General features: G+C 73.8%; 21 protein-coding genes. 11 read left to right on the top strand and 10 right to left on the bottom strand.

Annotated elements, in window-relative coordinates; all coding sequences use genetic code 11:
- Nucleotides 1-134: 134 nt before the first annotated feature.
- The gene (locus ACFVUH_RS18220; RefSeq protein WP_355361937.1) at nt 135-1,496 is read right to left on the bottom strand and encodes a glutamine synthetase family protein; all 1,362 of its coding nucleotides are present in this window, start codon (nt 1,494-1,496) and stop codon (nt 135-137) included.
- Between the two features lie 225 nt (nt 1,497-1,721).
- On the opposite strand from ACFVUH_RS18220, the gene ACFVUH_RS18215 reads away from it, so the two are divergent.
- A complete protein-coding gene (locus ACFVUH_RS18215; RefSeq protein ID WP_387914249.1) occupies nt 1,722-3,476 on the top strand; it encodes an NAD+ synthase in 1,755 nt (584 codons plus the stop codon).
- A 15-nt stretch (nt 3,477-3,491) separates the two neighbouring features.
- Here the strand turns inward: ACFVUH_RS18215 and ACFVUH_RS18210 are convergent, their stop codons facing one another.
- The 3 genes from ACFVUH_RS18210 to ACFVUH_RS18200 form a co-directional block, all read right to left on the bottom strand.
- Nucleotides 3,492-4,541 carry an endonuclease/exonuclease/phosphatase family protein gene (locus ACFVUH_RS18210; protein ID WP_387914458.1) on the bottom strand — a complete coding sequence of 350 codons (1,050 nt, stop codon included), beginning with the start codon at nt 4,539-4,541 and terminating at the stop codon, nt 3,492-3,494.
- 253 nt (nt 4,542-4,794) lie between these two features.
- Nucleotides 4,795-5,433 carry a TetR/AcrR family transcriptional regulator gene (locus ACFVUH_RS18205; RefSeq protein WP_355361943.1) on the bottom strand — a complete coding sequence of 213 codons (639 nt, stop codon included), beginning with the start codon at nt 5,431-5,433 and terminating at the stop codon, nt 4,795-4,797.
- 121 nt (nt 5,434-5,554) lie between these two features.
- Complete coding sequence (locus tag ACFVUH_RS18200) at nt 5,555-7,180, bottom strand: MFS transporter (RefSeq protein ID WP_387914248.1); 1,626 nt, start codon at nt 7,178-7,180, stop codon at nt 5,555-5,557.
- Between the two features lie 273 nt (nt 7,181-7,453).
- On the opposite strand from ACFVUH_RS18200, the gene panB reads away from it, so the two are divergent.
- The 3 genes from panB to ACFVUH_RS18185 all read left to right on the top strand — a co-directional run bounded on the left by panB (nt 7,454) and on the right by ACFVUH_RS18185 (nt 10,333).
- Nucleotides 7,454-8,326 carry a 3-methyl-2-oxobutanoate hydroxymethyltransferase gene (gene panB, locus ACFVUH_RS18195; RefSeq protein WP_387914246.1) on the top strand — a complete coding sequence of 291 codons (873 nt, stop codon included), beginning with the start codon at nt 7,454-7,456 and terminating at the stop codon, nt 8,324-8,326.
- Nucleotides 8,327-8,495: 169 nt separating this feature from the next.
- Nucleotides 8,496-9,524: an ATP-binding cassette domain-containing protein gene (locus ACFVUH_RS18190; RefSeq protein WP_355361948.1), complete on the top strand. Its 1,029-nt coding sequence runs from the start codon at nt 8,496-8,498 to the stop codon at nt 9,522-9,524.
- Nucleotides 9,521-10,333, top strand: coding sequence for an ABC transporter permease (locus ACFVUH_RS18185; protein ID WP_355361950.1), 813 nt, complete (start codon nt 9,521-9,523; stop codon nt 10,331-10,333). Before ACFVUH_RS18190 ends, ACFVUH_RS18185 begins: the two co-directional genes overlap by 4 nt.
- Before the next feature lie 27 nt (nt 10,334-10,360).
- Here the strand turns inward: ACFVUH_RS18185 and ACFVUH_RS18180 are convergent, their stop codons facing one another.
- Entirely contained in the window at nt 10,361-13,708 is a 3,348-nt protein-coding gene (locus tag ACFVUH_RS18180; protein WP_387914244.1) for a BTAD domain-containing putative transcriptional regulator, read from the bottom strand.
- Nucleotides 13,709-13,913: 205 nt separating this feature from the next.
- On the opposite strand from ACFVUH_RS18180, the gene ACFVUH_RS18175 reads away from it, so the two are divergent.
- A complete protein-coding gene (locus ACFVUH_RS18175) occupies nt 13,914-14,729 on the top strand; it encodes a site-2 protease family protein (RefSeq protein WP_355361954.1) in 816 nt (271 codons plus the stop codon).
- A 45-nt stretch (nt 14,730-14,774) separates the two neighbouring features.
- On the opposite strand, the gene ACFVUH_RS18170 is transcribed toward ACFVUH_RS18175, so the two are convergent.
- On the bottom strand, nt 14,775-14,960 hold the full coding sequence (locus tag ACFVUH_RS18170) for a hypothetical protein (RefSeq protein ID WP_355361956.1): 186 nt from the start codon (nt 14,958-14,960) through the stop codon (nt 14,775-14,777).
- 118 nt (nt 14,961-15,078) lie between these two features.
- Nucleotides 15,079-15,771 (bottom strand): NADPH-dependent F420 reductase, encoded by a 693-nt coding sequence (npdG, locus tag ACFVUH_RS18165; protein ID WP_355361958.1) that lies wholly within the window; start codon nt 15,769-15,771, stop codon nt 15,079-15,081.
- A gap of 47 nt (nt 15,772-15,818) precedes the next feature.
- On the opposite strand from npdG, the gene ACFVUH_RS18160 reads away from it, so the two are divergent.
- Together ACFVUH_RS18160 and ACFVUH_RS18155 are read left to right on the top strand one after the other, a co-directional pair.
- Entirely contained in the window at nt 15,819-16,490 is a 672-nt protein-coding gene (locus tag ACFVUH_RS18160; protein WP_387914242.1) for a hypothetical protein, read from the top strand.
- A gap of 83 nt (nt 16,491-16,573) precedes the next feature.
- Nucleotides 16,574-17,935, top strand: a complete 1,362-nt coding sequence (locus tag ACFVUH_RS18155) for an MFS transporter (protein ID WP_355361962.1) — start codon at nt 16,574-16,576, stop codon at nt 17,933-17,935.
- Nucleotides 17,936-17,974: 39 nt separating this feature from the next.
- Here ACFVUH_RS18155 and ACFVUH_RS18150 read toward each other — a convergent pair whose 3' ends face one another.
- On the bottom strand, nt 17,975-18,208 hold the full coding sequence (locus tag ACFVUH_RS18150) for a hypothetical protein (RefSeq protein ID WP_355361964.1): 234 nt from the start codon (nt 18,206-18,208) through the stop codon (nt 17,975-17,977).
- 184 nt (nt 18,209-18,392) lie between these two features.
- Here ACFVUH_RS18150 and map point away from each other — a divergent pair, with 184 nt between their 5' ends.
- Nucleotides 18,393-19,238, top strand: coding sequence for a type I methionyl aminopeptidase (gene map, locus ACFVUH_RS18145; protein ID WP_355361966.1), 846 nt, complete (start codon nt 18,393-18,395; stop codon nt 19,236-19,238).
- Nucleotides 19,239-19,263: 25 nt separating this feature from the next.
- Here map and ACFVUH_RS18140 read toward each other — a convergent pair whose 3' ends face one another.
- The gene (locus ACFVUH_RS18140) at nt 19,264-19,965 is read right to left on the bottom strand and encodes a bifunctional DNA primase/polymerase (protein ID WP_355361968.1); all 702 of its coding nucleotides are present in this window, start codon (nt 19,963-19,965) and stop codon (nt 19,264-19,266) included.
- A gap of 404 nt (nt 19,966-20,369) precedes the next feature.
- On the opposite strand from ACFVUH_RS18140, the gene ACFVUH_RS18135 reads away from it, so the two are divergent.
- Together ACFVUH_RS18135 and ACFVUH_RS18130 are read left to right on the top strand one after the other, a co-directional pair.
- Nucleotides 20,370-20,600 carry a hypothetical protein gene (locus tag ACFVUH_RS18135; RefSeq protein WP_355361970.1) on the top strand — a complete coding sequence of 77 codons (231 nt, stop codon included), beginning with the start codon at nt 20,370-20,372 and terminating at the stop codon, nt 20,598-20,600.
- A 29-nt stretch (nt 20,601-20,629) separates the two neighbouring features.
- A complete protein-coding gene (locus ACFVUH_RS18130) occupies nt 20,630-20,827 on the top strand; it encodes a hypothetical protein (protein ID WP_355361972.1) in 198 nt (65 codons plus the stop codon).
- Nucleotides 20,828-20,891: 64 nt separating this feature from the next.
- Here ACFVUH_RS18130 and ACFVUH_RS18125 read toward each other — a convergent pair whose 3' ends face one another.
- Nucleotides 20,892-21,548, bottom strand: coding sequence for a PadR family transcriptional regulator (locus ACFVUH_RS18125; RefSeq protein WP_387914239.1), 657 nt, complete (start codon nt 21,546-21,548; stop codon nt 20,892-20,894).
- 179 nt (nt 21,549-21,727) lie between these two features.
- Between ACFVUH_RS18125 and ACFVUH_RS18120 the strand changes: the two genes are divergently transcribed.
- Nucleotides 21,728-22,114: an ACT domain-containing protein gene (locus ACFVUH_RS18120; protein WP_355361976.1), complete on the top strand. Its 387-nt coding sequence runs from the start codon at nt 21,728-21,730 to the stop codon at nt 22,112-22,114.
- The last annotated feature ends 29 nt before the right edge of the window (nt 22,115-22,143 follow it).

The raw sequence follows: 22,143 nt of genomic DNA, 5'->3' as shown, positions 1-22,143 counted from the left end.
CGTGTGAGGCCCCGCACCCCCCCCCCCCCCCCCCCGCGGGGCGGCCGGGTTTCGGGGGGGGGGCCGGGGGGGGGGGGGGCCCCCCCCCCCCCCCCGGGGCCCTCTCTACGACGGGAACCCGTCCCGACCTGCGGTTACAGCACCTGGAGGTTCTTGCGCAGCTCGAACGGCGTGACCTCTGAGCGGTACTCCTCCCACTCCTGCTTCTTGTTGCGCAGGAAGAAGTCGAAGACGTGCTCGCCGAGGGTCTCGGCGACGAGCTCGCTGCGCTGCATGAGGTCGATGGCCTCGCCGAGGTTCTGCGGCATCGGCTGGATGCCGAGGGCGCGGCGCTCGGGGTCGGTGAGGGCCCAGACGTCGTCGTCGGCGCCGGGCGGGAGCTCGTAGCCCTCCTCGATGCCCTTGAGGCCGGCGGCGAGGGTGACGGCGTAGGCGAGGTAGGGGTTGCAGCCGGTGTCGAGGGAGCGGACCTCGATCCGGGTGGAGCCCTGCTTGCCCGGCTTGTACATCGGGACGCGGATCAGCGCGGAGCGGTTGTTGTGGCCCCAGCAGATGTAGGACGGGGCCTCGCCGCCGGCGCCGGCGGTGCGCTGCGAGCCGCCCCAGATCCGCTTGTAGGAGTTCACCCACTGGTTGGTGACGGCGGCGGTCTCGGCGGCGTGGCGCAGCAGGCCGGCGATGAAGGAGCGGCCGACCTTGGAGAGCTGGAACTCGGCGCCGGACTCGTGGAAGGCGTTGCGGTCGCCCTCGAACAGCGACAGGTGGGTGTGCATGCCCGAGCCGGGGTGGTCGGAGAACGGCTTGGGCATGAAGCTGGCGTGGACGCCCTGCTCCAGCGCGACCTCCTTCATGACCAGCCGGAAGGTCATGATGTTGTCGGCGGTGGACAGCGCGTCGGCGTACCGCAGGTCGATCTCCTGCTGGCCCGGGGCGCCCTCGTGGTGGGAGAACTCCACCGAGATGCCCATCGACTCCAGCATGGTGATCGCCTGGCGGCGGAAGTCGTGGCCCACCCCGCGCGGGGTGTGGTCGAAGTAGCCGGACTGGTCGGCGGGGATCGGCGGGGTGCCGTCGCCGGGCAGGTTCTTCAGCAGGAAGAACTCGATCTCGGGGTGGGTGTAGAAGGTGAAGCCCTGGGCGGAGGCCTTCTCCAGGGTGCGCTTCAGCACGAACCGCGGGTCGGCGTAGGAGGGCGAGCCGTCCGGCATCAGGATGTCGCAGAACATCCGGGCGGTGCCCGGGGTCTCCGAGCGCCACGGCAGGATCTGGAAGGTGGTCGGGTCCGGCTTGGCGATCATGTCGGACTCGTAGACCCGGGCGAACCCCTCGATCGCCGAGCCGTCGAAACCGATGCCCTCCTCGAACGCCTGCTCCAGCTCGGCCGGCGCCACCGCGACCGACTTCAGGAACCCCAGGACATCGCTGAACCAGAGCCGGACGAACCGGATGTCACGCTCTTCGAGCGTCCGAAGCACGAACTCCTGCTGCTTGCCCATGGGGACAGTCTCACCTCTGCTCTTTACGCCCGTGTTACGCCCATCATGGCGGATCGAGCCGGGGATGCCCCCCGGGGGACGGCCTCGTCCCTCCGGCCCGGAGGGGTTCACCGCCGGCCCCGGTGGATCCCTCCGGCCGCCGGGAGCCGGGGAGGGGAGCACCGACCGGCGCACGGCACCCCCCGGCCGAGACATTGCGTCAGATCGACGATTAGACTCGGTGGCATGCCCAATCTCCGTCTCGCCCTCTGCCAGACCGACCCGTGGGTCGGTGACATCGCACGCAACAGCGATGAGGTGGTGCACTGGACCAAGCAGGCCGTGGAGGCCGGTGCCCAGCTGGTCGCGTTCCCCGAGATGGCCCTGACCGGGTACCCGGTCGAGGACCTCGCGCTGCGTCGCTCCTTCGTCGAGGCGTCGCGGGCCGGGCTGGTCGAGCTGGCCGCGCGGCTCGCCGCGGAGGGGCTCGGCGGGGTGCCCGTCGTGGTCGGGTACCTCGGCCGTTCGGAGCAGGCGTCGCCGCGGTTCGGCCGGCCGGCCGGCTCCCCGCAGAACTGCGCCGCGGTGCTGTTCGGCGGCGAGGTGGCCACCCGGTTCGCCAAGCACCACCTGCCGAACTACGGCGTGTTCGACGAGTACCGCTGGTTCGTCCCCGGCGACCAGCTGCCGGTGCTGCGGCTGAACGGGGTGGACATCGCGCTGGCGATCTGCGAGGACATCTGGCAGGACGGCGGCCGGGTGACCGCCGCCCGCGAGGCCGGGGCCGGCCTGCTGCTGGTGATCAACGGGTCGCCGTACGAGCGGAACAAGGACGACGCCCGGCTGGAGCTGGTCCGCCGCCGGGCCGCCGAGGCGGGCTGCGCGCTCGCGTACGTGAACATGGTCGGCGGCCAGGACGAGCTGGTCTTCGACGGCGACTCGATCGTGGTCGCCCCGGACGGCGAGGTGCTGGCCCGCTCGCCGCAGTTCGAGGAGCACCTGCTGGTGCTGGACCTCGACCTGCCGGCCGCCAGCAGCGACCACACCGACGGGCTGCTGCTCGCCGACGGCCTGCACCTGGTCCGCGCCGAGCTGGGCGGCGAGCCGGGCCCGGCGCCCGCCGCGCCGCTGTCCGCCGGGGTGGCGCCGCGGCTGAGCGACGAGGCGGAGATCTGGTCGGCGCTGGTCTCCGGCACCCGGGCCTACGTCCGCAAGAACGGCTTCCGCTCGGTGCTGATCGGCCTGTCCGGCGGCATCGACTCGGCCGTGGTGGCCGCCCTCGCGGTGGACGCGCTCGGCGCCGGGAACGTGTACTGCGTCTCGATGCCGAGCCGCTACTCCTCGCAGCACTCCCGGGACGACGCGGCCGAGCTGGCCCACCGCACCGGGCTGAACTTCCGCACCGTGCCGATCGCCCCGATGTTCGACGCCTACATGGCGGCCACCGAGCTGACCGGCCTGGCCGAGGAGAACCTGCAGTCCCGGCTGCGCGGCACCCTGCTGATGGCGATCTCCAACCAGGAGGGGCACATCGTGCTCGCGCCCGGCAACAAGAGCGAGCTGGCGGTCGGCTACTCGACCCTGTACGGCGACTCGGTCGGCGCGTTCGGCCCGATCAAGGACGTCTACAAGTCGCTGATCTTCCGGCTGGCCCGCTGGCGCAACGAGGAGGCCGAGCGACTCGGCGAGGTGCCGCCGATCCCGGAGAACACCATCTCCAAGCCGCCGTCCGCCGAGCTGCGGCCGGACCAGAAGGACACCGACTCGCTGCCCGACTACGACCTGCTGGACACCGTGCTCGACCTGTACGTCGAGGGCGACCAGGGCCGGGACGCGATCGTGGCGGCGGGCTTCGACCCGGCCGTGGTGGACCGGGTGGTGCGGCTGGTGGACACCGCCGAGTACAAGCGGCGGCAGTACCCGCCGGGCCCGAAGATCTCGGTCAAGGGCTTCGGCCGGGACCGCCGGCTGCCGATCACCAACCGGTGGCGCCGCGGCTGACCGGAGCGCGCGCCGTCACTGGTAGCGGTAGGTGGCGGCCACCGCGAGGTGGTCGCTGCCGTCCCGCTCCAGGGTCCGGGAGTCGGTGGGCCGCAGTCCGCCCTTGCTCATGATGTGGTCGATCCGGGCCATCGGGAAGGTCGCCGGCCAGCTGAAGCCGAAGCCGTCGCCGGCCGCGCCCTGGGCCGAGCGCATCTGCGAGGTGACCGGCGCCAGGCTGCGGTCGTTCATGGTGCCGTTGAGGTCGCCGAGCAGCAGCACCTTCTTCACCGGCTCGGCCTCGATCGCGTCGCCGAGCGCCTGGGCACTGACGCCGCGCTGGTCGACGGTGAAGCCGCCCTCGGCCCTGAGCCGGACCGACGGCAGGTGCGCGACGTACACCGCGACCGGCCCCTGCGGGGTGCCGACCTCGGCCCGGAACGCCCTGGTCCAGCCCATCTTGATGTCCACCACCCGGACGTCGCCGATCGGGTACTTGGACCAGAGCCCGACGGTGCCCTCCACCGCGTGGTACGGGTAGCTGTCGGCCAGCCCGGACTCGTAGGCGCGCAGCGGCCGGCCGGCCAGCTCCTGGAGCGCGACGATCTGCGCGCCGGACTTCTCCAGCATCCGGACGGTGCCCTGCGGGTCCTCGTTGGCGGCGGCCACGTTGTGGCTGACCACCGTGAAGTCGCCGGCGCCGCCGCTCTTGTCGGTGAGCGCGCCGCCGAACATGTCGGTCCAGATCACCAACGGCACCAGCAGCGCGAGCAGCGCGGTGGCGGAGCGGCGCAGCAGGGCGGGCACCAGCAGCACCGGCACGGCCAGGCCCACCCACGGCAGGAAGGTCTCCAGCAGGCTGCCGAGGTTGCCGGTGCTGTTGGGCACCTCGGCGTGGAAGGCCATCACGGCGCCGACGAGCAGGGCCGCCGCGGCGATCAGCAGACCGCGCCGCCAGGCGGTGGCGCCCCGGGCGTCCCGGCCCCAGCCCCGCACGCCGAGGAACCCGGCCGCGGGGCGCCGGCCGGATCCCGGGTCGCCGGCCTCCGCCGTGGACACCCGGTCCGCCCTGTCCGCCTGCGCCATGCCGTGGCTCCCGTCGTTCGCGCCGTCCGCCCGTGCCGCCGCCGGTCCGGCGCGGGCCGCCGCCGGGCGGGCGGAGGGCATGCCGGACTGGTGCGGGTTTGGTCGGATTCCCGGCTCAGCCTATGCCGGGACAGACGTCCGGCCGGTGGACCGGGGTTCCGGCGTGGCCCGGTTGGTGAGCCAGGCCACTGCACGGGGCGGCCCGGGGAAGGGGAGTTCGGGCTGCCGGAGAAGGGGCCGGGCCGACGGGGGGTCAGGCGGGAACGGGGCGCAGGGCCGGGCCGGCCAGGCCGGCCAGCAGCGCGTCGACCATCCGCTCGGCCAGCTCCGGGTCGTCCAGGTCGGAGTCGTCCCACAGGATGCTGCGGGCCAGGATCGGGCCGATCAGCAGGTCGCCGAGCAGTTCCTCGTCGAGGTCGGCGCGCAGCTCGCCCTCGGCGACGCCCCGGCGGATGACGTCCCGGGCGGCCTCCCGGCGCGGCAGGATCACCCGTTCGCGGTAGGCGGCGTTCAGCTCGGGCCAGCTCTGCATCTGGCCGAGCGCCGCCTTGAGCACCCAGCGGGAGCGCTTGGCGAGCCCGCGCAGCCGCATGTACTCGATCATCGCGACCAGGTCGCCGCGGATCGAGCCGGTGGCGGCGGGCAACGGCTCCTCCAGCCTGCTGACCATGTCGACCAGCAGCGCCTCCTTGTTGGGCCAGCGCCGGTAGATGGTGGCCTTGCCCACGCCGGCGGCGGTGGCGATGCCCTCGATGGTCAGCTCGGACAGGCTGGTGCCGTCCGTCATCAGCTCCTCGACGGCGGCGAAGATCGCCTGCTCGGCGGCCTCGCTGCGGGGCCTGCCCCGGCGCGGGCCCGTGCAGGACGGCACGGCCGTCGGCTCGGTCTTCATCTCACATCTCCCGGTTGTGGGCCCCCGCCCGAGGGAGGGCGGGGGTCGCACGCGCTCGTGGGCCCCGTCACCGGCGGGTTCCCGGTGCCAGGGCCCCATTCTCGCTCAGCGCGGTCGCGGGTCAGGCTTCCGCGGCCGCCGTCTTGCGCGCCGCCGTGTCCGCCCGCCCGCCCGGCGCCGCGGCGGAGCCGCCGGCGGAACCGTCGGCCGGGGCCTTGCCGGGCAGCAGGAACCAGGCGATCAGCGCGCCGCCGACGGTGATCGCGGCGGAGAGCCCGGCCACCACGTGCATGGCGTTGAGGAAGGAGTCGTTGGCCGGGCCGATCAGCTCCTTGCCGCGGTCGCCGAGCCGGGCGGCGACGGCCAGGGTGGCCTCCAGCGACTCGCCGGCCTTCTCCCGCAGCTCCGGAGCGGGCAGCTGGGCGAGCTTGTCGGACATCCCGTCGCGGTAGACGGTGGAGAGCACCGCGCCGAGCACCGCGACGCCGAGCGAGCCGCCGACCTGGCGGAAGGTGTTGTTGACCGCCGAGCCGGCGCCCGCCTTCTCGCGGGGCAGCGAGCCCATGATCGCGACGGTGATCGGCGGCATGACGTGTGCCATGCCGGTGCCCATCAGCAGGCCGAGCACGACCAGCACCCAGATCGGGGTGGCGGCGTCCAGCAGCAGGTAGCCGAGGAAGCCGGCCGCGATGGACAGCATGCCGACGGCGCAGGTGGCGCGGATGCCGAAGCGGTCGACCACCAACCGGGCGCGCGGGGCGAACACCAGCTGGGCGGCGGCCAGCGGCAGCATCAGCACGCCGGCCTGCAGCGCGCTGTAGCCGCGCACGCTCTGGGTGTAGAAGACGCCGAAGAACGAGACGCCCATCAGCGCGAAGAAGACCACGCCGACCACGACCACCGAGGCGCTGAACACCTTGTTGCGGAACCAGCCGATGTCCAGCGCGGGGTGGGCGGTGCGGCGCTCGAAGAGCACGAAGGCGGTCAGTGCCGCCAGACCGACCAGCACCGGGCCCCAGGCCTCGACGGCGGTGAAGTCGGCCAGCTCGCCGCCCTTGATGATGCCGAAGATCAGCGCGACCAGGCCGATGATGGACAGCAGCACGCCGACCGGGTCCATCCGGCCCGGGTTGGGGTCCTTGGACTCGGGGACCAGCACCGCCATCGCGATCAGCGCCACGACCACGATCGGCACGTTGACCAGGAAGATCGAGCCCCACCAGAAGTGCTCGATCAGCAGTCCCCCGGTGATCGGGCCGATCGCGATGGCCAGGCCGACGGCGCCGGCCCAGATGCCGATCGCCTTGGGCTGCTCGGAGCGCTCGAAGACGTTCATGATGATGGCGAGCGTGGCCGGCATGGCCAGCGCGCCGCCGACGCCCATCAGCGCGCGGTAGCCGATCAGCTCGCCCGGCGTGCCGGCGAGCGCGGAGAGCAGCGAGGCGAGGCCGAAGACGGCCATGCCGGCCAGCAGCGCCCGCTTGCGGCCGAACCGGTCGCCGAGCAGGCCGGAGGTGAAGAGCAGTCCGGCGAAGACCAGGGTGTAGGAGTTGATCGACCATTCCAGGTCGCTCTGGCTGGCGCCGATGCCGGTGGGCGCCGGGGACGCGATGGTCTTCATCGCGACGTTGAGGATCGAGTTGTCGAGCACGACGACGAGCAGGGCGAGCACCAGGGTGCACAGGATCGCCCAGCGGCGGCGGTGGATGGCTTCCGGCACACGGGGTGGCGCGGCGGCGGTGGTCATGGGTTCTTCCCGTCGTGGTACGGCGTGGCACTGGCGGGAATTTCGAGCCGCGATCGTCTCGTAACCCCCCTGCGGTCAGGGTAGCGGCATTTTCGATACGAGACGAATCCGTATCGTAAAGCCGTGGCAAAGACCACCCGGCCCACCGGGGCCGCCCGGGCAAGCGGAACGGCCTCCGCCCCTTTTGCACCCGCGCCGGGCCGTGCAAGCATGGAGGTGATCCGGGGACGCCGCACGGCGCCACGAGACGACAACCTTTCAGGAGCCCGTTCGATGAACGCTTCTTCGCCTTCGCCTGCCCAGAACCGGGCGGCGACGACCACCACCCTCTACGGTGGGGTCACCAACCGCCGCGTCACCGTCCGCGACCTCGCCGCCGCCAAGCAGCGCGGGGAGAAGTGGTCGATGCTGACCGCCTACGACGCCCTCACCGCCGGCGTCTTCGACGAGGCCGGCACCCCCGTCCTGCTGGTCGGCGACTCCGCCGGCAACTGCCACCTCGGCTACGAGACCACCGTGCCGGTGACCATGGATCAGATGGTGATGCTCGCCGCCGCCGTCGTCCGCGGCACCGAGCGGGCCATGATCGTCGCCGACCTGCCGTTCGGCTCGTACCAGGAGTCCCCGGCCCAGGCGATGCGCAACGCGGCCCGGCTGATGAAGGAGGCCGGGGTCGGCGCGGTCAAGCTGGAGGGCGGCGAGCGCAGCGCCCGCTCGATCGAGCTGCTGGTCGAGGCCGGCGTCCCGGTGATGGCCCACGTCGGGCTCACCCCGCAGTCCGTGCACGCGCTCGGCGGCTACCCCGTCCAGGGCCGCGGCGACGAGGCCGCCCACCAGCTGCTGCGCGACGCCAAGGCGGTGCAGCAGGCCGGCGCCTTCGCCGTCGTCCTGGAGGCGGTGCCCGCCGAGCTGGCCCAGCAGGTCACCGAGCAACTCGCCATCCCCACCGTCGGCATCGGCGCCGGTGCGGACTGCGACGCCCAGGTGCTGGTCTGGACCGACTTCGCCGGGATGACCGCCGGCCGGGTGCCCAAGTTCGTCAAGCAGTACGCCGACCTGCGGGCCGTCCTCGGCGGCGCCGCCCGCGCGTTCGCCGAGGACGTGCGCGGCGGGGCCTTCCCCGCGCCGGAGCACACCTTCCACTGACGCGCACCGTCGTCGGGGTCCGGACCGCGGCCGGGCCCCGACGACAGCCCGCGTGACGGCCCGCGCGACAGCGGACCGACAGCCGCGTGACAGCGGACCGCCGGTCGGCCCCCGTACCGGCACACCCGCTGACAGCGGGCTGACAGCCGGGTCGGACAGTCTGTGGGGCATGACACGAATCTCCACCGCCCCGAACGACCGGGGGCCCGCCGCGGGGAACGCCGTCGAGGTCCACGGCATCGTCAAGCACTTCGGCACCACCAAGGCGCTCGACGGGGTCGACCTCACCGTGCGCGAAGGCACCGTCCTCGGAGTCCTCGGCCCCAACGGCGCGGGCAAGACCACCCTGGTCCGCGTCCTGTCCACGCTGATCAAGCCCGACGCCGGCACCGCCTTCGTCGGCGGCTACGACGTGCTGCGCCAGCCCAAGCAGCTGCGCCGCACCATCGGCCTCACCGGCCAGTACGCCTCGGTCGACGAACTGCTCTCCGGCTACGAGAACCTCTACCTCATCGGCCGGCTGCTCGACCTCTCCCGCCGGGACGCCAAGGCCCGCGCCACCGAGCTGCTGGAGCGCTTCTCGCTCACCGAGGCCGCCAAGCGGCCCGCCAAGACCTACTCCGGCGGCATGCGCCGACGCCTCGACCTGGCCGCCTCGATGATCGGCCGCCCCCGGGTGCTGTACCTGGACGAGCCCACCACCGGCCTCGACCCGCGCACCCGCAACGAGGTCTGGGACGAGGTGCAGCGGATGGTCGCCGAGGGCTCCACCGTGCTGCTCACCACCCAGTACATGGAGGAGGCCGAGCAGCTCGCGGGCGAGCTGACCGTCATCGACCGCGGCCGGGTCATCGCGGCCGGCGGCATATCCGAGCTCAAGGCCCAGGTCGGCGGCCGGACCCTGCAGGTCCGCCCGGCGCACCCGGCCGAGCTGCCCGAGATGGCCCGCTGCCTGCAGGACACCGGCGTCGGCGCGACCTTCTCCGCCGACACCGGCCTGCTCTCGGTACCGATCACCGCCGACGAGCAGCTGACCACCGTGATCGGCGTGCTCGGCACCCGCGGCTTCGCGGTCGCCGGCATCGACACCAAGCTGCCCAGCCTCGACGAGGTCTTCCTCGCCATCACCGGCAAGCCCGCGGACCGTCCCGCGAGCGCGGACACCGCCCCCAGCCTCGCCAAGGAGCCCGTCGCATGACCACCGCCACGCTCGCCCCCGTCCGGGCCGAGGACACCGGGATCGGCCTGGCCGGCCACCTGCGGCACGTCGGCGCGCTGACCCGCCGCAACCTGATGCGGATCAAGGCCGACCCGGAGTCGATGTTCGACGCCGTCCTGATGCCGATCATCTTCACGGTGCTGTTCGTCTACGTCTTCGGCGGCGCCATCTCCGGCGGCCAGGACGCCTACAAGCAGTACATGATCCCCGGCCTGCTCGGGCAGACCGGGCTCACCCTGGCGATGGCCGTCGGCACCGGCCTCAACAGCGACTTCCAGACCGGCGTGATGGACCGCTTCCGCACCCTGCCGATCGGCCGCTCCTCGGTGCTGCTGTCCAAGATCGCGGCGGAGACCTGCCGCGCCATGCTGTCCTTCAGCATCCTGATCGTGTTCTCGCTGATCCTCGGCTTCGAGCTGAAGGGCGGCGTGCTGGAGCTGCTGGCGGCGATCGGCCTGTCCCTGGTGTTCGGCATGTCGATCGTCTGGATCTCGATGCTGCTCGGCATGGCCCTGCGCAGTGCCCAGGCCGTCCAGGGAGTCGCCATGCTGGTGCTGATGCCGATGCAGTTCGGCAGCTCGATCTTCGCCCCGACCGACACCATGCCCGGCTGGCTGCAGGCCTTCACCAAGGTGAACCCGCTGTCCGCGCTGGCCGACGCCTGCCGGGCGCTGATGAACGGCCAGGGCGCCGTCGCGCACCCGACGCTCGTCGTGCTGGCCTGGTCGGTCGGCGTCACCGCGGTCTTCGCACCGCTCGCCGTCGCCCGCTTCCGCAAGCGGACCTGAGCCGTGGCCGGGCGGCCGGCGCCCCGGTCAGTCGAGCAGCCGGTCGAGCAGCGCGCTGGCCTCCAGCACGGACAGCCCGCGCCCCTCGACGAGGGCCGCCTCGAACACCGCGTCACCGAGCAGACCGCGCAGGCTCTCCTCGGCCCGCTCGCGTTCCACCCGGTCGAGGTAGCCGCCGCGCGGCCCGTTCATCCCGGCGTGCGCACCGAACAGCACGGCGGCCCGGCGGGCCGCGTCCAGGTCCCCGTCGCGCAGGGCGAAGGCCTCCAGCACCCCGATCACCGGCGGCAGCAGCATCACCGACATCTGCTCGATGAACCCGCCCGCGCTGTGCGGCATCGCGCGCAGCAGCTCCCGCCCCTCGTCGACCAGGTCGAGCCCGCGCTCCGGGTCGCCGGCGCGTGCGGTGACCCAGCCCCGGGTGACGGTCAGCATCCCGCCCACCACGTCCGGGGCGAACCCGCCGACCCGCGTCCAGCGCAGCTCGTCCAGCTCGCCCAGCGCCGCCGCGTGCTCGCCGCGCTGGGCCCGGATGCCGCAGAGCATCAGGTGCCCGAAGAGCAGCGCGCCGTTGGTCGCCTGGTTCTCGCCCGGCCGGATCTCCGCCAGTGCCTCGCGGATCCGGCGCTCCCCCTCGTCCAGGTCCTCGTCCAGCATCGCCAGGCCCAGGTGCACCCGGAGCATCGGCACCTCCTGCGGCGCCCCCAGCTCCTCGGCCAGCTCGATCGCCCGCCGGTACGCCTCGACGGCCTCCGCCGAACGCCCCTGGTTGGCCAGCGACTCGCCGCGCGCGGCCAGCGCCTGGGACATCCCCCACAGGTCGCCGGAGCGCCGGTACAGCTCCAGCGACTCCTCGCCGTCCACGGTGCTCTGCTCCGCGCCGTCCGGCCAGTCGTTCATCATCTTGGCCCGGATCTGGAGGATGAACGCCAGGTCGCTGGGGCTGCCGTGCCGCCGGCAGCCCTCCACCGCCTCGTCCATCAGGTCCTTCACGGCGTCCAGCTCCCCGACCAGGAAGGTGCCGAAGACCCTCATCAGCCCGGGGAAGCGGTAGGCCTGCGGCAGGTCCGGCCGGTAGGCCGCGATGACCTTCCGGGCGGTGCCGACCGCGTCCGGATCGGCCAGCACGTCCAGGTTGCCCTCGAACAGGCTGACCAGCCGGAAGATGACCACCGCCCGGCGGGCCTCGGCGGCCACCTCCGGCGGCATCGGCGACGGGTACTCCAGCACCCGCCGGTCCAGCGGCAGCGTGAGGGCGTCCGGGCCGAACGGGTCCGGGCCTATCTCCAGCACCGCCTCGTACCAGCCGCGGGCCTCCCGGCTGTAGCCGCGCAGCGACCAGTACCAACTCATGCCCAGCGCCAGTACCAGGGCCCCGTCCTCGTCCCGGCGGTCGACGGCGCGGCGCAGCGCGGTCCGGATGTTGTCGTGCTCCCGCTCCAGCACCGCCAGCCAGTGCAGCTGCGCCGGGCCGTGCACGTTCAGCTCGGCGGTGCGGACCAGCTCGCGGAAGTGCCGGACGTGCCGCCCCTCGGTCTCCCCGGTCTCCCCCTCCTCGGCCAGCCGCTCGACCGCGTACTCGTGGATGGTCTCCAGCATCCGGTAGCGCGGCGGGCCGTCCCCGTCCAGGTCGGCGACCAGCAGGGACTTGTCGACCAGCGAGAGCAGCAGGTCCGCGACGTCCTCGCCGGGCACCTCGGTGCCGTCCGCGCAGACCGCCTCGGCCGACTCCAGCGTCCAGCCGCCGGCGAACACCGCCAGCCGGCGCAGCACCGCGCGCTCCTGCTTGCCCAGCAGGTCCCAGCTCCAGTCGACCACCGCGCGCAGCGTCTGCTGACGCGGCAGCAGGGTGCGGCTGCCGGCGGTGAGCAGGGCGAACCGGCCGTCCAGCCGGTCGGCGATCTGCCGGGCCGTCATCACCCGCAGCCGGGCGGCGGCCAGTTCGATGGCGAGCGGCAGGCCGTCCAGCCGGCGGCAGATCTCGGCGCAGGCCTCCGGGTCGCTGCGCGGGTCGAAGCCGGGGCGGGCGGCGGCGGCCCGCTCGGCCAGCAGCCGCAGCGCCACCGGGTCGGGCAGCGGCTCCACCGGCAGCACGGTCTCCCCCGGCACGCCCAGCGGCTCGCGGCTGGTGGCCAGCACGGTCAGGCCGGGGCACTCGGTGAGCAGGGTCTCGGCCAGGTCGGCGGCGGACTGGATCAGGTGCTCGCAGTTGTCCAGGACGATCAGCATCCGGCGGTGCCCGCAGAACTCGACCAGCCGGCGCACCGGGTCGTCGGTGCGGGAGTCGATCACGTCGGCGACCATGCTGCCGCTGGTGTGCAGGACGGTCTCGCGCAGGCCGAGCGCCGAGACCACCGCGCCGGGCACCGCCTCCGGGCGCTCCAGCGGGGCCAGCTCGGCCAGCCAGACGCCGTCCGGCCAGTGCCCGGCGCCCTGCTCCAGGCGGCCGGCCTCGACCGAGAGCCGGGTCTTGCCGGAGCCACCGGGGCCGGTGAGGGTGACCAGCCGGCTGGCGGCCAGCTTCGAGCGCAGGGCGGCCAGGTCGCTCTCCCGGCCGACGAAACTGGTGAGCCGGCCGCGCAGGTTGCCCGCGGCGCGGGCCGGCGGCACCGGGGCGGAGGGCGCGGGCGCGGCGGCCACCGGTGCGGGGGCGGGGGCGTCGACGGGGGCCAGCAGCTCGGCGTGGAGGGACTGCAGCGGACGGCCCGGGTCGACGCCGAGCTCCTCCGCCAGCGCGCGCCGGGTGCGCTCGTAGTGGCGCAGCGCCTCCGCCGTCCGGTCGCTCTCGTGCAGCGCCCGCACCATCAGGTACTGCAGCGACTCGTCCAGCGGCTGCCGCTCGCACAGCTCGGCGAGCTCGGCCACCAGGTCGGCGGCCCGGCCGAGGCCGAGGTCGGCGGTGATCCGGTGCCGGCGGACCTCCTCGCGCTGCGCCTCCAGCCGGGTGGCCGGGCCGGTGCGGTCCGGCAGGTCGGCGAGCGCCGGGCCGCGCCACAGCGCGAGCGCGGCCCGCAGCCGCTCGGCGGCCTCGGCGTGGTCACCCCGCTCCAGCGCCCCGCGGCCCTCGGTGGCCAGCCGCTGGAACTCGGCGAGGTCGGTCACCGGGTCGGTCAGCCAGTAGCCGGCCGGGCCGGAGCCCACCCGGTCGCGGCCGATGGTGCGGCGCAGCCGGCCGACCAGGGTCTGCAGCGCCGCGGAGGAGTCCTGCGGCGGCTCGGCGTCCCACACCTCGTCGACCAGCAGGTCGGCCGGCACCGGCCGCCCCTGCCGCAGGGCCAGCGCGGCGAGCAGCGCGCGCAGCCGGGCGCCGCCGAGCGGGACCGGGGTGCCGTCGTCGTGGTGGGCGGTGGTGGTACCGAGGATGCCGTAGTGCACTGCACCATTCTGGTGGATCGGCGCCGCCGCCCACTCGGATTTGTCCTGCCCCTTACCCTGACCGGACCCTGATTCCGCGGCCGCGCAGGAACCGGTGCGCGGTTCCCTACGTTCACCCGGGGCGGCTTGTCCGCCGCGGGCGCGCCCGGCATGATCGGCCTCTGCCCAGTCCCCATGCGACCCCGACCACCGGAGCACCCACACCATGACCTTCGCCGCCACGCAGCGCTCCCGCAGCGAGGACCGCCGGATCAGTCCGGTGTTCTGGGCGCTGCTCGCGATCCTCGTCACCTCCGCCGTGGCCGTCTACCAGGGTTACGGCAACATGCGGTTCGGAATCTTCCTGTTCGTGGTGGCGGGCTGGATGGTCTCGCTCTGCCTGCACGAGTACGCGCACGCGCGCACCGCGCTGCACGGCGGCGACATCTCGGTCGGCGCCAAGGGGTACCTGACCCTCAACCCCTTCAAGTACGCCAACGCGCTGCTCAGCTTCGTGCTGCCGATCGTCTTCGTGCTGCTCGGCGGCATCGGCCTGCCCGGCGGCGCGGTCTGGATCGAGCGGCACCGGGTGCAGGGGCGGCTCAAGCACAGCCTGATCTCGGCCGCCGGACCACTGGTGAACCTGCTGGCGGCCGTACTGCTGCTGATCCCGGTCGGCGCGGGCTGGCTCGACAACCCCTCGGTGCGCGCGGACTGGAACGGCATCGAGCTGAACGTCTCACCGTTCGCGCTCGCGCTGGGCTTCCTCGGCATGCTGCAGCTGAGCGCGACCCTGCTCAACCTGCTGCCGGTGCCCGGCCTGGACGGCTACGGGATCGTCGAGCCCTGGCTGTCGCACAAGACCCGGCGGGCGATCGAGCCGTTCGCGCCGTACGGCATGCTGGCCGTCTTCGCGCTGCTCTGGCAGCCGGAGGTGAACCACTGGTTCTTCGAGGCCGTGTACGGCGTGATGGAGCTGCTGGGGGTCGACCGCGCCTACGCGCAGGTGGGCCACGAGCTGTTCACGTTCTGGAAGAACTGAGCGGGTTCGGGGCCGGGGCTCAGGGCCGGGACTCAGGGCCGGGGCTCAGGACTGCTCGGCGGCGGCCCGGGTCAGCTTCTCCCGGCGCAGGTTCATCCAGAGCACATTGCTGGCGATGCCCGCCATCGGGAGCCAGATGAGGCCGATCCACCAGCCCTGGACCGCGGAGACCACGGCGGCGGCCAGCGCGAGAACGGCGACGATCGAGGCGAGGAGGGACGTGCGGGGCATGGCGGCAGACTCCTGGGGCCGGTGGACGGACGGCCTCCATTGTCGCCGACCTCACCTCCGGACCGGGTCCAGGGGTGAGGCCGGCGAGCCGGTGGTCGGACGGGAATCGGAGCGGTGATCAGACGTCGGTGATCCGCAGACCCGCGTGGGCCTTGTAGCGGCGGTTGACCGAGATCAGGTTGGCCACCAGCGACTCCACCTGGTGCGCGTTGCGCAGCCGGCCGGCGAAGACGCCGCGCATGCCGGGGATCCGGCCGGCCAGCGCCTGCACGGTGTCGGTGGCGGCCCGCTCCTCGCCGAGCACCATGACGTCGGTGTCGATCCGCTCGATCGACTCGTCCTGGAGCAGCACCGCCGACAGGTGGTGGAAGGCGGCGGTCACCCGGGAGTCCGGCAGCAGGGCGGCGGCCTGCTGGGCGGCGCTGCCCTCCTCCGGGACGAGCGCGTAGGCACCCTGCTTGTCGAAGCCCAGCGGGTTGACGCAGTCCACCACGATCTTGCCGGCCAGCTCCTCGCGGAGCGCGGTGAGCGTGGCGGCGTGGCCGTCCCAGGGCACCGCGACGATCACGACGTCGCTCTCCCGGGCGGTGGCGGCGTTGTCCGCGCCGCGCACGCCGTGGCCGATCGCCTCCGCGGAGGCCTGCGCGCGGGCAGCGTCGCGCGATCCGATGATCACCTGCTGGCCGGCCTTGGCCAGCCGCAGGGCCAGCCCCCGCCCCTGGTCGCCGGTGCCGCCGAGCACGCCGACCACGAGCTGCGAGACGTCCGGCAGGTCATGGGCCGGGTTTGTCGCTGAATCGAGGGAAGTCATGGGCTGATCCTGTCAAACCCGGGGCCCCTCGCGTCATCCTGTCCGCCATGGACGCGGTGAGAGTTTCGGCACTACGGGAGCAACTGGCCGGGACGGGCTGGCTGGAGGCCGTCGGCGGCTTCGCCGGTGAGCTGCGGCGGGCGGTCTCCCGGCGGGGCGCGGACGGGCTGCTGCTGGTCGGCACCGAGGCGTACGAACCGTGGCACCTGGCCGCCCACTTGCAGGACGAGGCCGCCTGGTCGGCCGTGCCCCGGCTGGCCCCGACCCTGCTGCGGCACCGGGTCCCGGCGCAGGCTCCGGCCCATCTGGCGCACGGCCTGCGCCGGCTGACCGAGGCCGGGCGGGGGGCGACCGTCCTGGTGGTCGCCCCGGCGGCGGCCGGGGAGGTGCTGCTGGAGCGGGTGCACGACGCCCGCCGGCACGGCGCGACGGTGCTGGCGCTGGACGGCACCGGGCCCGGCGGCCCGGCGGGGTTCGGCGAGTCGGGCGGACTCGGCGAGTCGGGCGGGCCCGGTGAGCCGGCCGGACTCGGTGAGCTGGCCGGGCTCGCGCACCGGCGGCTGGCCGTCGGCACGGCCGAGGAGGAACCGTTCGACCTGGCCCAGCACCTGGTCAGCGCCGCCGCCGGGCAGCGGCCCGCACGGCGCTCGGCCGCGTTGGAACGGCTGGCGGCGCTGGCCGGTCGGCTCACGGCGGGGCCGACGATCAACCGCTGGTAGGGCACCGGTGACGGCACGTCCACAGGACCCGGCCGCGAAAATGCGTTGCGGCCCGGCCGAACGCCCCGTCAGGATGGTCGCTCGTGAACGACGCCGACCCACCCCCGAACGGTCGGGCGAGCTCCCTGCTGCGCGCGGTCATCCCCGACCTCTCCCCCTGGCGCTCCTCGCGGGACTTCCGCCTGCTCTGGCTCTCCGGCTGTGTCACCAGCTTCGGCAGCTTCCTCACCTACGTCGCCGTGCCGCTGCAGATCAAGGACCTGACCGGCTCCTCCTTCGCGGTCGGCCTGGTCGGTGCCTTCGAGCTGGTCCCGCTGATCGTCTTCGGCCTCTGGGGCGGCGCCCTCGCCGACGCCCTGGACCGCCGCAGGCTGGTGCTGTTCTCCGAGGCCGCCCTCGGCCTGCTGAGCGTGCTGCTGCTGGTCAACGCACTGCTGCCGACGCCGGTGCTGTGGCCGGTCTACCTGGTGGCCGCCCTGGTCGCCGCCGCCGACGGCCTGCAGCGCCCGTCACTGGACGCGCTCACCCCGCGGGTCGTGCGACACGATCAGCTGGCCGCCGCCTTCGCCCTCAACTCGCTCTACCGCAACGTCGGTTCGGTGGCCGGCCCGGCGCTGGCGGGCGTCGTGGTGACGTTCGCCGGGGTGCAGACCGCCTACGCGCTGGACATCGCCACCTTCGGCGCCTCGCTGCTGCTGCTCGCCCGGATCCGCGCCGTCCCGCCGCCGACCGGCGCCGAGAAGCCCTCGGTGCGGGCCGTGCTCACCGGGATCCGGTACGCCTGGAGCCGCAAGGACCTGCTGGGCACCTACGCGATCGACCTGTGCGCCATGCTGTTCGCCTTCCCGGTCGCGATCTTCCCGTTCCTGGCCTCCGAGTTGCACGCCGACTGGGCGCTCGGCCCGATGTACGCCGCCTCGGCGGTCGGCGCCATACTCGTCTCGGTGACCAGCGGCTGGACGTCCCGGGTGCACCGCCACGGCCGGCTGCTGCTGGCCGCCGCGCTCGGCTGGGGCGCCGCGATCGCGCTGGCGGGCCTGGCCGACTCGGTCTGGCCGGTGCTGCTCTGCCTGGCCCTGGCCGGCGGCGCCGACGAGGTCAGCGGCATCGCCCGCTCCACGCTGTGGAACCAGTCGATCCCGGACGAGCTGCGCGGCCGGATGGCCGGCGTCGAGCTGCTCAGCTACTCGGTCGGGCCGCAGCTCGGCCAGGTCCGGGCGGGCGGCATGGCCGGGGTGGTCGGCGTCCGGGCCTCGGTGTGGATCGGCGGCGTCGCCTGCGTGGTGGGCGTACTGGCCCTGGCCACCGCGCTGCCGCGGCTGCTCTCCTACGACGACCGCACCGACCCGAACGCGGCCGCCGTCCGCGCCGAGCACGAGCGGGCGGCGGCGGAACGGGAGGCCGCCGAGGGGGCCGCGGCGGAGCAGGCGGCGGGCGCGTCCTGACCCGCCGCTCCCCCCGTCACCGCCCCCGCTCCCCCTGGCTCACTTCCCCCGCTCGTCCTCGGGCTTGTCGTTCCAGCGCGGGTCGTTCGTCCACTCCCGGTTGCGCAGCTCGGCGGTCTCCAGCGCGTGCGCCGCCTCCTCGCGGGTGGCGTACGGGCCGAGGCGGTCCTTCGCCGGGCACTCCGGGCCCTCCTCGACCTTGCCGTGCTTGATGCAGTAGAACCACTCGCCGGGCAGGCCGGTCGGCTTGTTGCGGCGGAATCCCAGGGGCATGGTGTGGTCACCTCCGTGTCTGCGGTCGCGGCTCGCGTTCCCGGTGCGGCGTCGCGTCGTCCCGATCATTCCCCGCCCCGGCGCCGTCCGCACACCCGGACCCCGCCGGCGCCCGCCGCGGTACCGGCCCCGGCGCCGCTGTACCGGCCACGGCGCCGCGGCCCCGCCAACTAGACTCGCCGCCATGGCACTCGTTCCCGGCATCCAGTCCCCCACCCGCAAGGTCCCGGCGCACATCGCGCGCCCCGAGTACGTCGGCAGGCCCGCCCCGGCGGCGTACACCGGGCCCGAGGTGCAGACCGCCGAGACCATCGAGAAGATGCGGATCGCCGGTGGGATCGCCGCCCGGGCGATGGCCGCTGCGGCCGAGCTGATCGCGCCCGGCGTCACCACGGACGCGCTGGACGCGGTCGCCCACGAGTACATGTGCGACCACGGCGCCTACCCGTCCGACCTCGGCTACCGGGGCTTCCCCAAGTCGGTCTGCACCTCGATCAACGAGGTCATCTGCCACGGCATCCCGGACTCGACCGTCCTCCAGGACGGCGACATCGTCAACATCGACGCCACCGCGTTCATCCACGGGGTGCACGGCGACCTCAACGCCACCTACCTGGTCGGCGACGTGGACGAGGAGTCCCGGCTGCTGGTCGAGCGGACCCGCGAGTCGCTCGACCGGGCGATCAAGGCGGTCAAGCCCGGCCGCCGGATCAACGTCATCGGGCGGGTCATCGAGTCCTACGCCAAGCGCTTCGACTACGGCGTGGTGCGGGACTTCACCGGGCACGGCATCAACACGTCGTTCCACTCCGGCCTGATCGTCCCGCACTACGACAGCGAGCGGGCCACCGAGGTGATCAAGCCGGGGATGACCTTCACCATCGAGCCGATGCTCACCCTGGGCACCTACGACTACGAGATCTGGCCGGACGGCTGGACCGTCGTCACCAAGGACCGCAAGCGCACCGCCCAGTTCGAGCACACCCTGGTCGTCACGGCGGACGGCGCGGAGATCCTCACCCTGCCGTAGCGGCGGCCCGGCCCCGGGGGCGCTGTCAGCCGATGAGCCACTGCTCCTCGGCGACGGCGCCCACCTCGGTGCAGGCGTCGGTCAGCACGTCCAGGACGCGCAGCGGGTCCGGCAGCGGCTGCTCGGGGCCGCGCAGCCACCGCACCTCGGAGCCGTCCGGCAGCGCGGCCGGCGGCAGCAGGGTGTACGAGCCGCGGCAGTGCCAGCGCAGGCCGGGGTGCTCGGACATGGTGTCCGGGGTGGAGTCCAGGGCGCTCGGCCACCACTCGTCCTCGTCCACCGGGGTGCCCCGGGTGGCGGTGAAGAACAGGTAGCGGTCCTCGCCGACGGCGGCCACCGGGCCCTCGACGCCGAGCGCGGTCAGCCGCTCCAGGGCGAGCCGCCCGGCCTCGGTCGGTACGTCCAGCACGTCGTGGACGCGGCCGGTGGCGGTGACGAAGTTGGCCAGCGGGTCGCGGGAGAGCCAGCGGGCGAGCTGCTCGGGATCGGTGGTGGCCTGGGTCTGCCAGGCGAAGGAGACCGGGTGCTGGGCGGGGGCCGGACAGGCCACCCGGTCACAGGAACAGCGGTAGCCGGCCGGATGGGCGGCGGGGGCGAGCGGGAACCCGGCGCGGACCGCGCCGAGCAGCTGGTCCAGTCTGGCCGCAGGGCTGTCGGTGGCCGCCGACCGGCCCCGCTCACGATCACGCTTCTGCCACCAGGCCGTCCACCTGCCGCCGGATTCCATCGGGCCCCTTCCGCGCATTGCCGTGCCTGGTGCGACACAGCGTTCGACGTACCACTCCGACGCAACGCACGGCGCCCCCCGCTGCTTCCCCGGGTGGTGCTCGGCCCTGCAGTCCCGCGCCCTGCCGGCCGGAGCCGGGGTAACCGGGCGGCCGACGCCGGGGTCACGGTACGGAGTCACTGCGGCACGACGGCTGCGGCTCGGCGGCCCGGCGGGCACGGTGAGGTGCGCCTCGCCCGGCCCGTACGGGCCCGCTGACCCGGGTGGACCCGAGGGCGTAACAGGAAGGATAAGGGTGCGCGGGCCCTGTGGATGACCGGGGGCGGTGCCTCTCCGGTCACACTCCCGGCACCCGGCCGCCACACCGTCTCCGCCGCGCCGCCGCGGGGTGAGACCCTGGTGGGGTGAAGAGCGCGGACACCGAATTCGTCGGCGGCCCCCTGGACGGCCGGATCCTCCCCGTCCCGCTGGGGCCGATGTACGGCGTGCCCAAGAAGTACACCGTGCCGGTCCCTTCGCACGGGGACACCCCGGCGCGCACACTGGTGTACGTCCGGGCCAAGCAGCAGCGGGGCGCCCGCTGGTACTGGCGCTACGAGTACGACGAGGCGGCCACCGTCCGCGCTTCCGGGTGACGGCCGCCTCCCCGCGCGGGAGGACGGCGATGGCGAGAACCGTACGGCACCCGAGGACCCGCGCCGAGGCGGTGGCGCACCACAACCGGCAGGTGGCCGGGGTCACGGTCGGCCTGCTGGTGGTGGTCAGCGTCTACAGCGCGGTGCTCGGCTCCAGCGGCTGGCTCTGGTTCGGCTGGGCGGTGCTGCTGCTCGCGTGCGTGGCACTGTTCGTCGTCCACCCCTGAGCAGCAGCACCCTGCACCCCGTCGCCGGCCGGGCCGGTGACGCCGGTGACGCCCGTGCCCGCGGTCAGGCGTCCTCGGCCAGGATCAGGTAGAGCTTCTTACGGGCCTCGTTGAGCACCTCCAGGCCCTTGGCCCGCTGCGCCTCGGTGCCCGTCGCCATGACCTGCCGGACGGCGTGCTCCACGGCGCCGAGCGCCTGGCCGACCTCCTGGACCGCGGCCCAGTCGATCTCCTGACCGGCCTCGGCCCACGGCTCGTCCGGCCCGGCGTCGGCCTCGGCGCGGCCCGCCTCGGTGAGCGAGACCAGCCGCTTGCCGCCGGTCTCCTCCGCCGTGACCAGGCCCTCCTCCTCCAGCAGCTGGAGGGTCGGGTAGACCGAGCCGGGGCTCGGCCGCCACGCCCCGCCGGACCGCTCGGCGATCTCGGCGATCATCTCGTAGCCGTGCATCGGCCGCTCCTTGAGCAGCGCCAGCAGCGAGGCGCGCACGTCCCCGCGCCGGGCCCGGCCACCGCGCCGGCCGCGGACCCACGGCGGCGGCCCGCCGAAACCGCCCCGGGCCCACGGCGGACCCGACCGCCCACCCGGCCCACCGCCGAACGGCGGCGGACCGAAGGGGCCGAACGCCCCCCGGCCCTCGGGGCGCTCACCGGGCATCCCGGCGAACTCCGGCCCGCGGCAACCGCCGGGGCCTCCCTCTCCACGGAATCGTCCTGGGCGCATCGCACCCACCTCCCGATCGGGCCGCTCCGGGGCGGCCCACTAGTCGATCACCAGACGATCGTTCGAGACAGTCGAGTCACTGTCCCGATATCTCGACGATATATCGGTGACTGTCGACCGTCAACGCTTTCCGATACACCGTCCACCACCGTCCGGTGCCCGGCCGATACGGTGCGGGCATGGCCGGAGAACGAGACCTCACGACACTGCTGCGCGACCTGCGCCCCCAGCTCAACCCGGGGCGGTACGTCTACTGCACACTGCCCACCAAGGTGCCCGCCGGACTGCGGCCGGTGGCCACCGTCGCCGAACCCGAGGGGGTGACGGTGGTGGTCGCCCAGGAGGAGGCCGACGCCCTCGGCCTGCCCTACGAGTACGTCGCCGCCTGGATCACCCTGCGGGTCCACTCGGCGCTGGAGGCCGTCGGCCTGACCGCCGCCGTCGCCACCCGGCTGGCCGAGGAGGGGATCAGCTGCAACGTGGTCGCCGGCTACCACCACGACCACCTGTTCGTCGCCGCCGACGACGCCGACCGGGCCGTCCGTGTCCTGGAGGACCTCGCCTGACGCGTCCGGGTGGCCGCCCCGCCGGGGGC

The organism is Kitasatospora sp. NPDC058032, from assembly GCF_042885845.1.
Lineage (GTDB): Bacteria > Actinomycetota > Actinomycetes > Streptomycetales > Streptomycetaceae > Kitasatospora.
The sequence above is the reverse complement of the archived record's forward strand: the minus strand, read 5'-3'. Positions and strand labels throughout refer to the sequence as shown.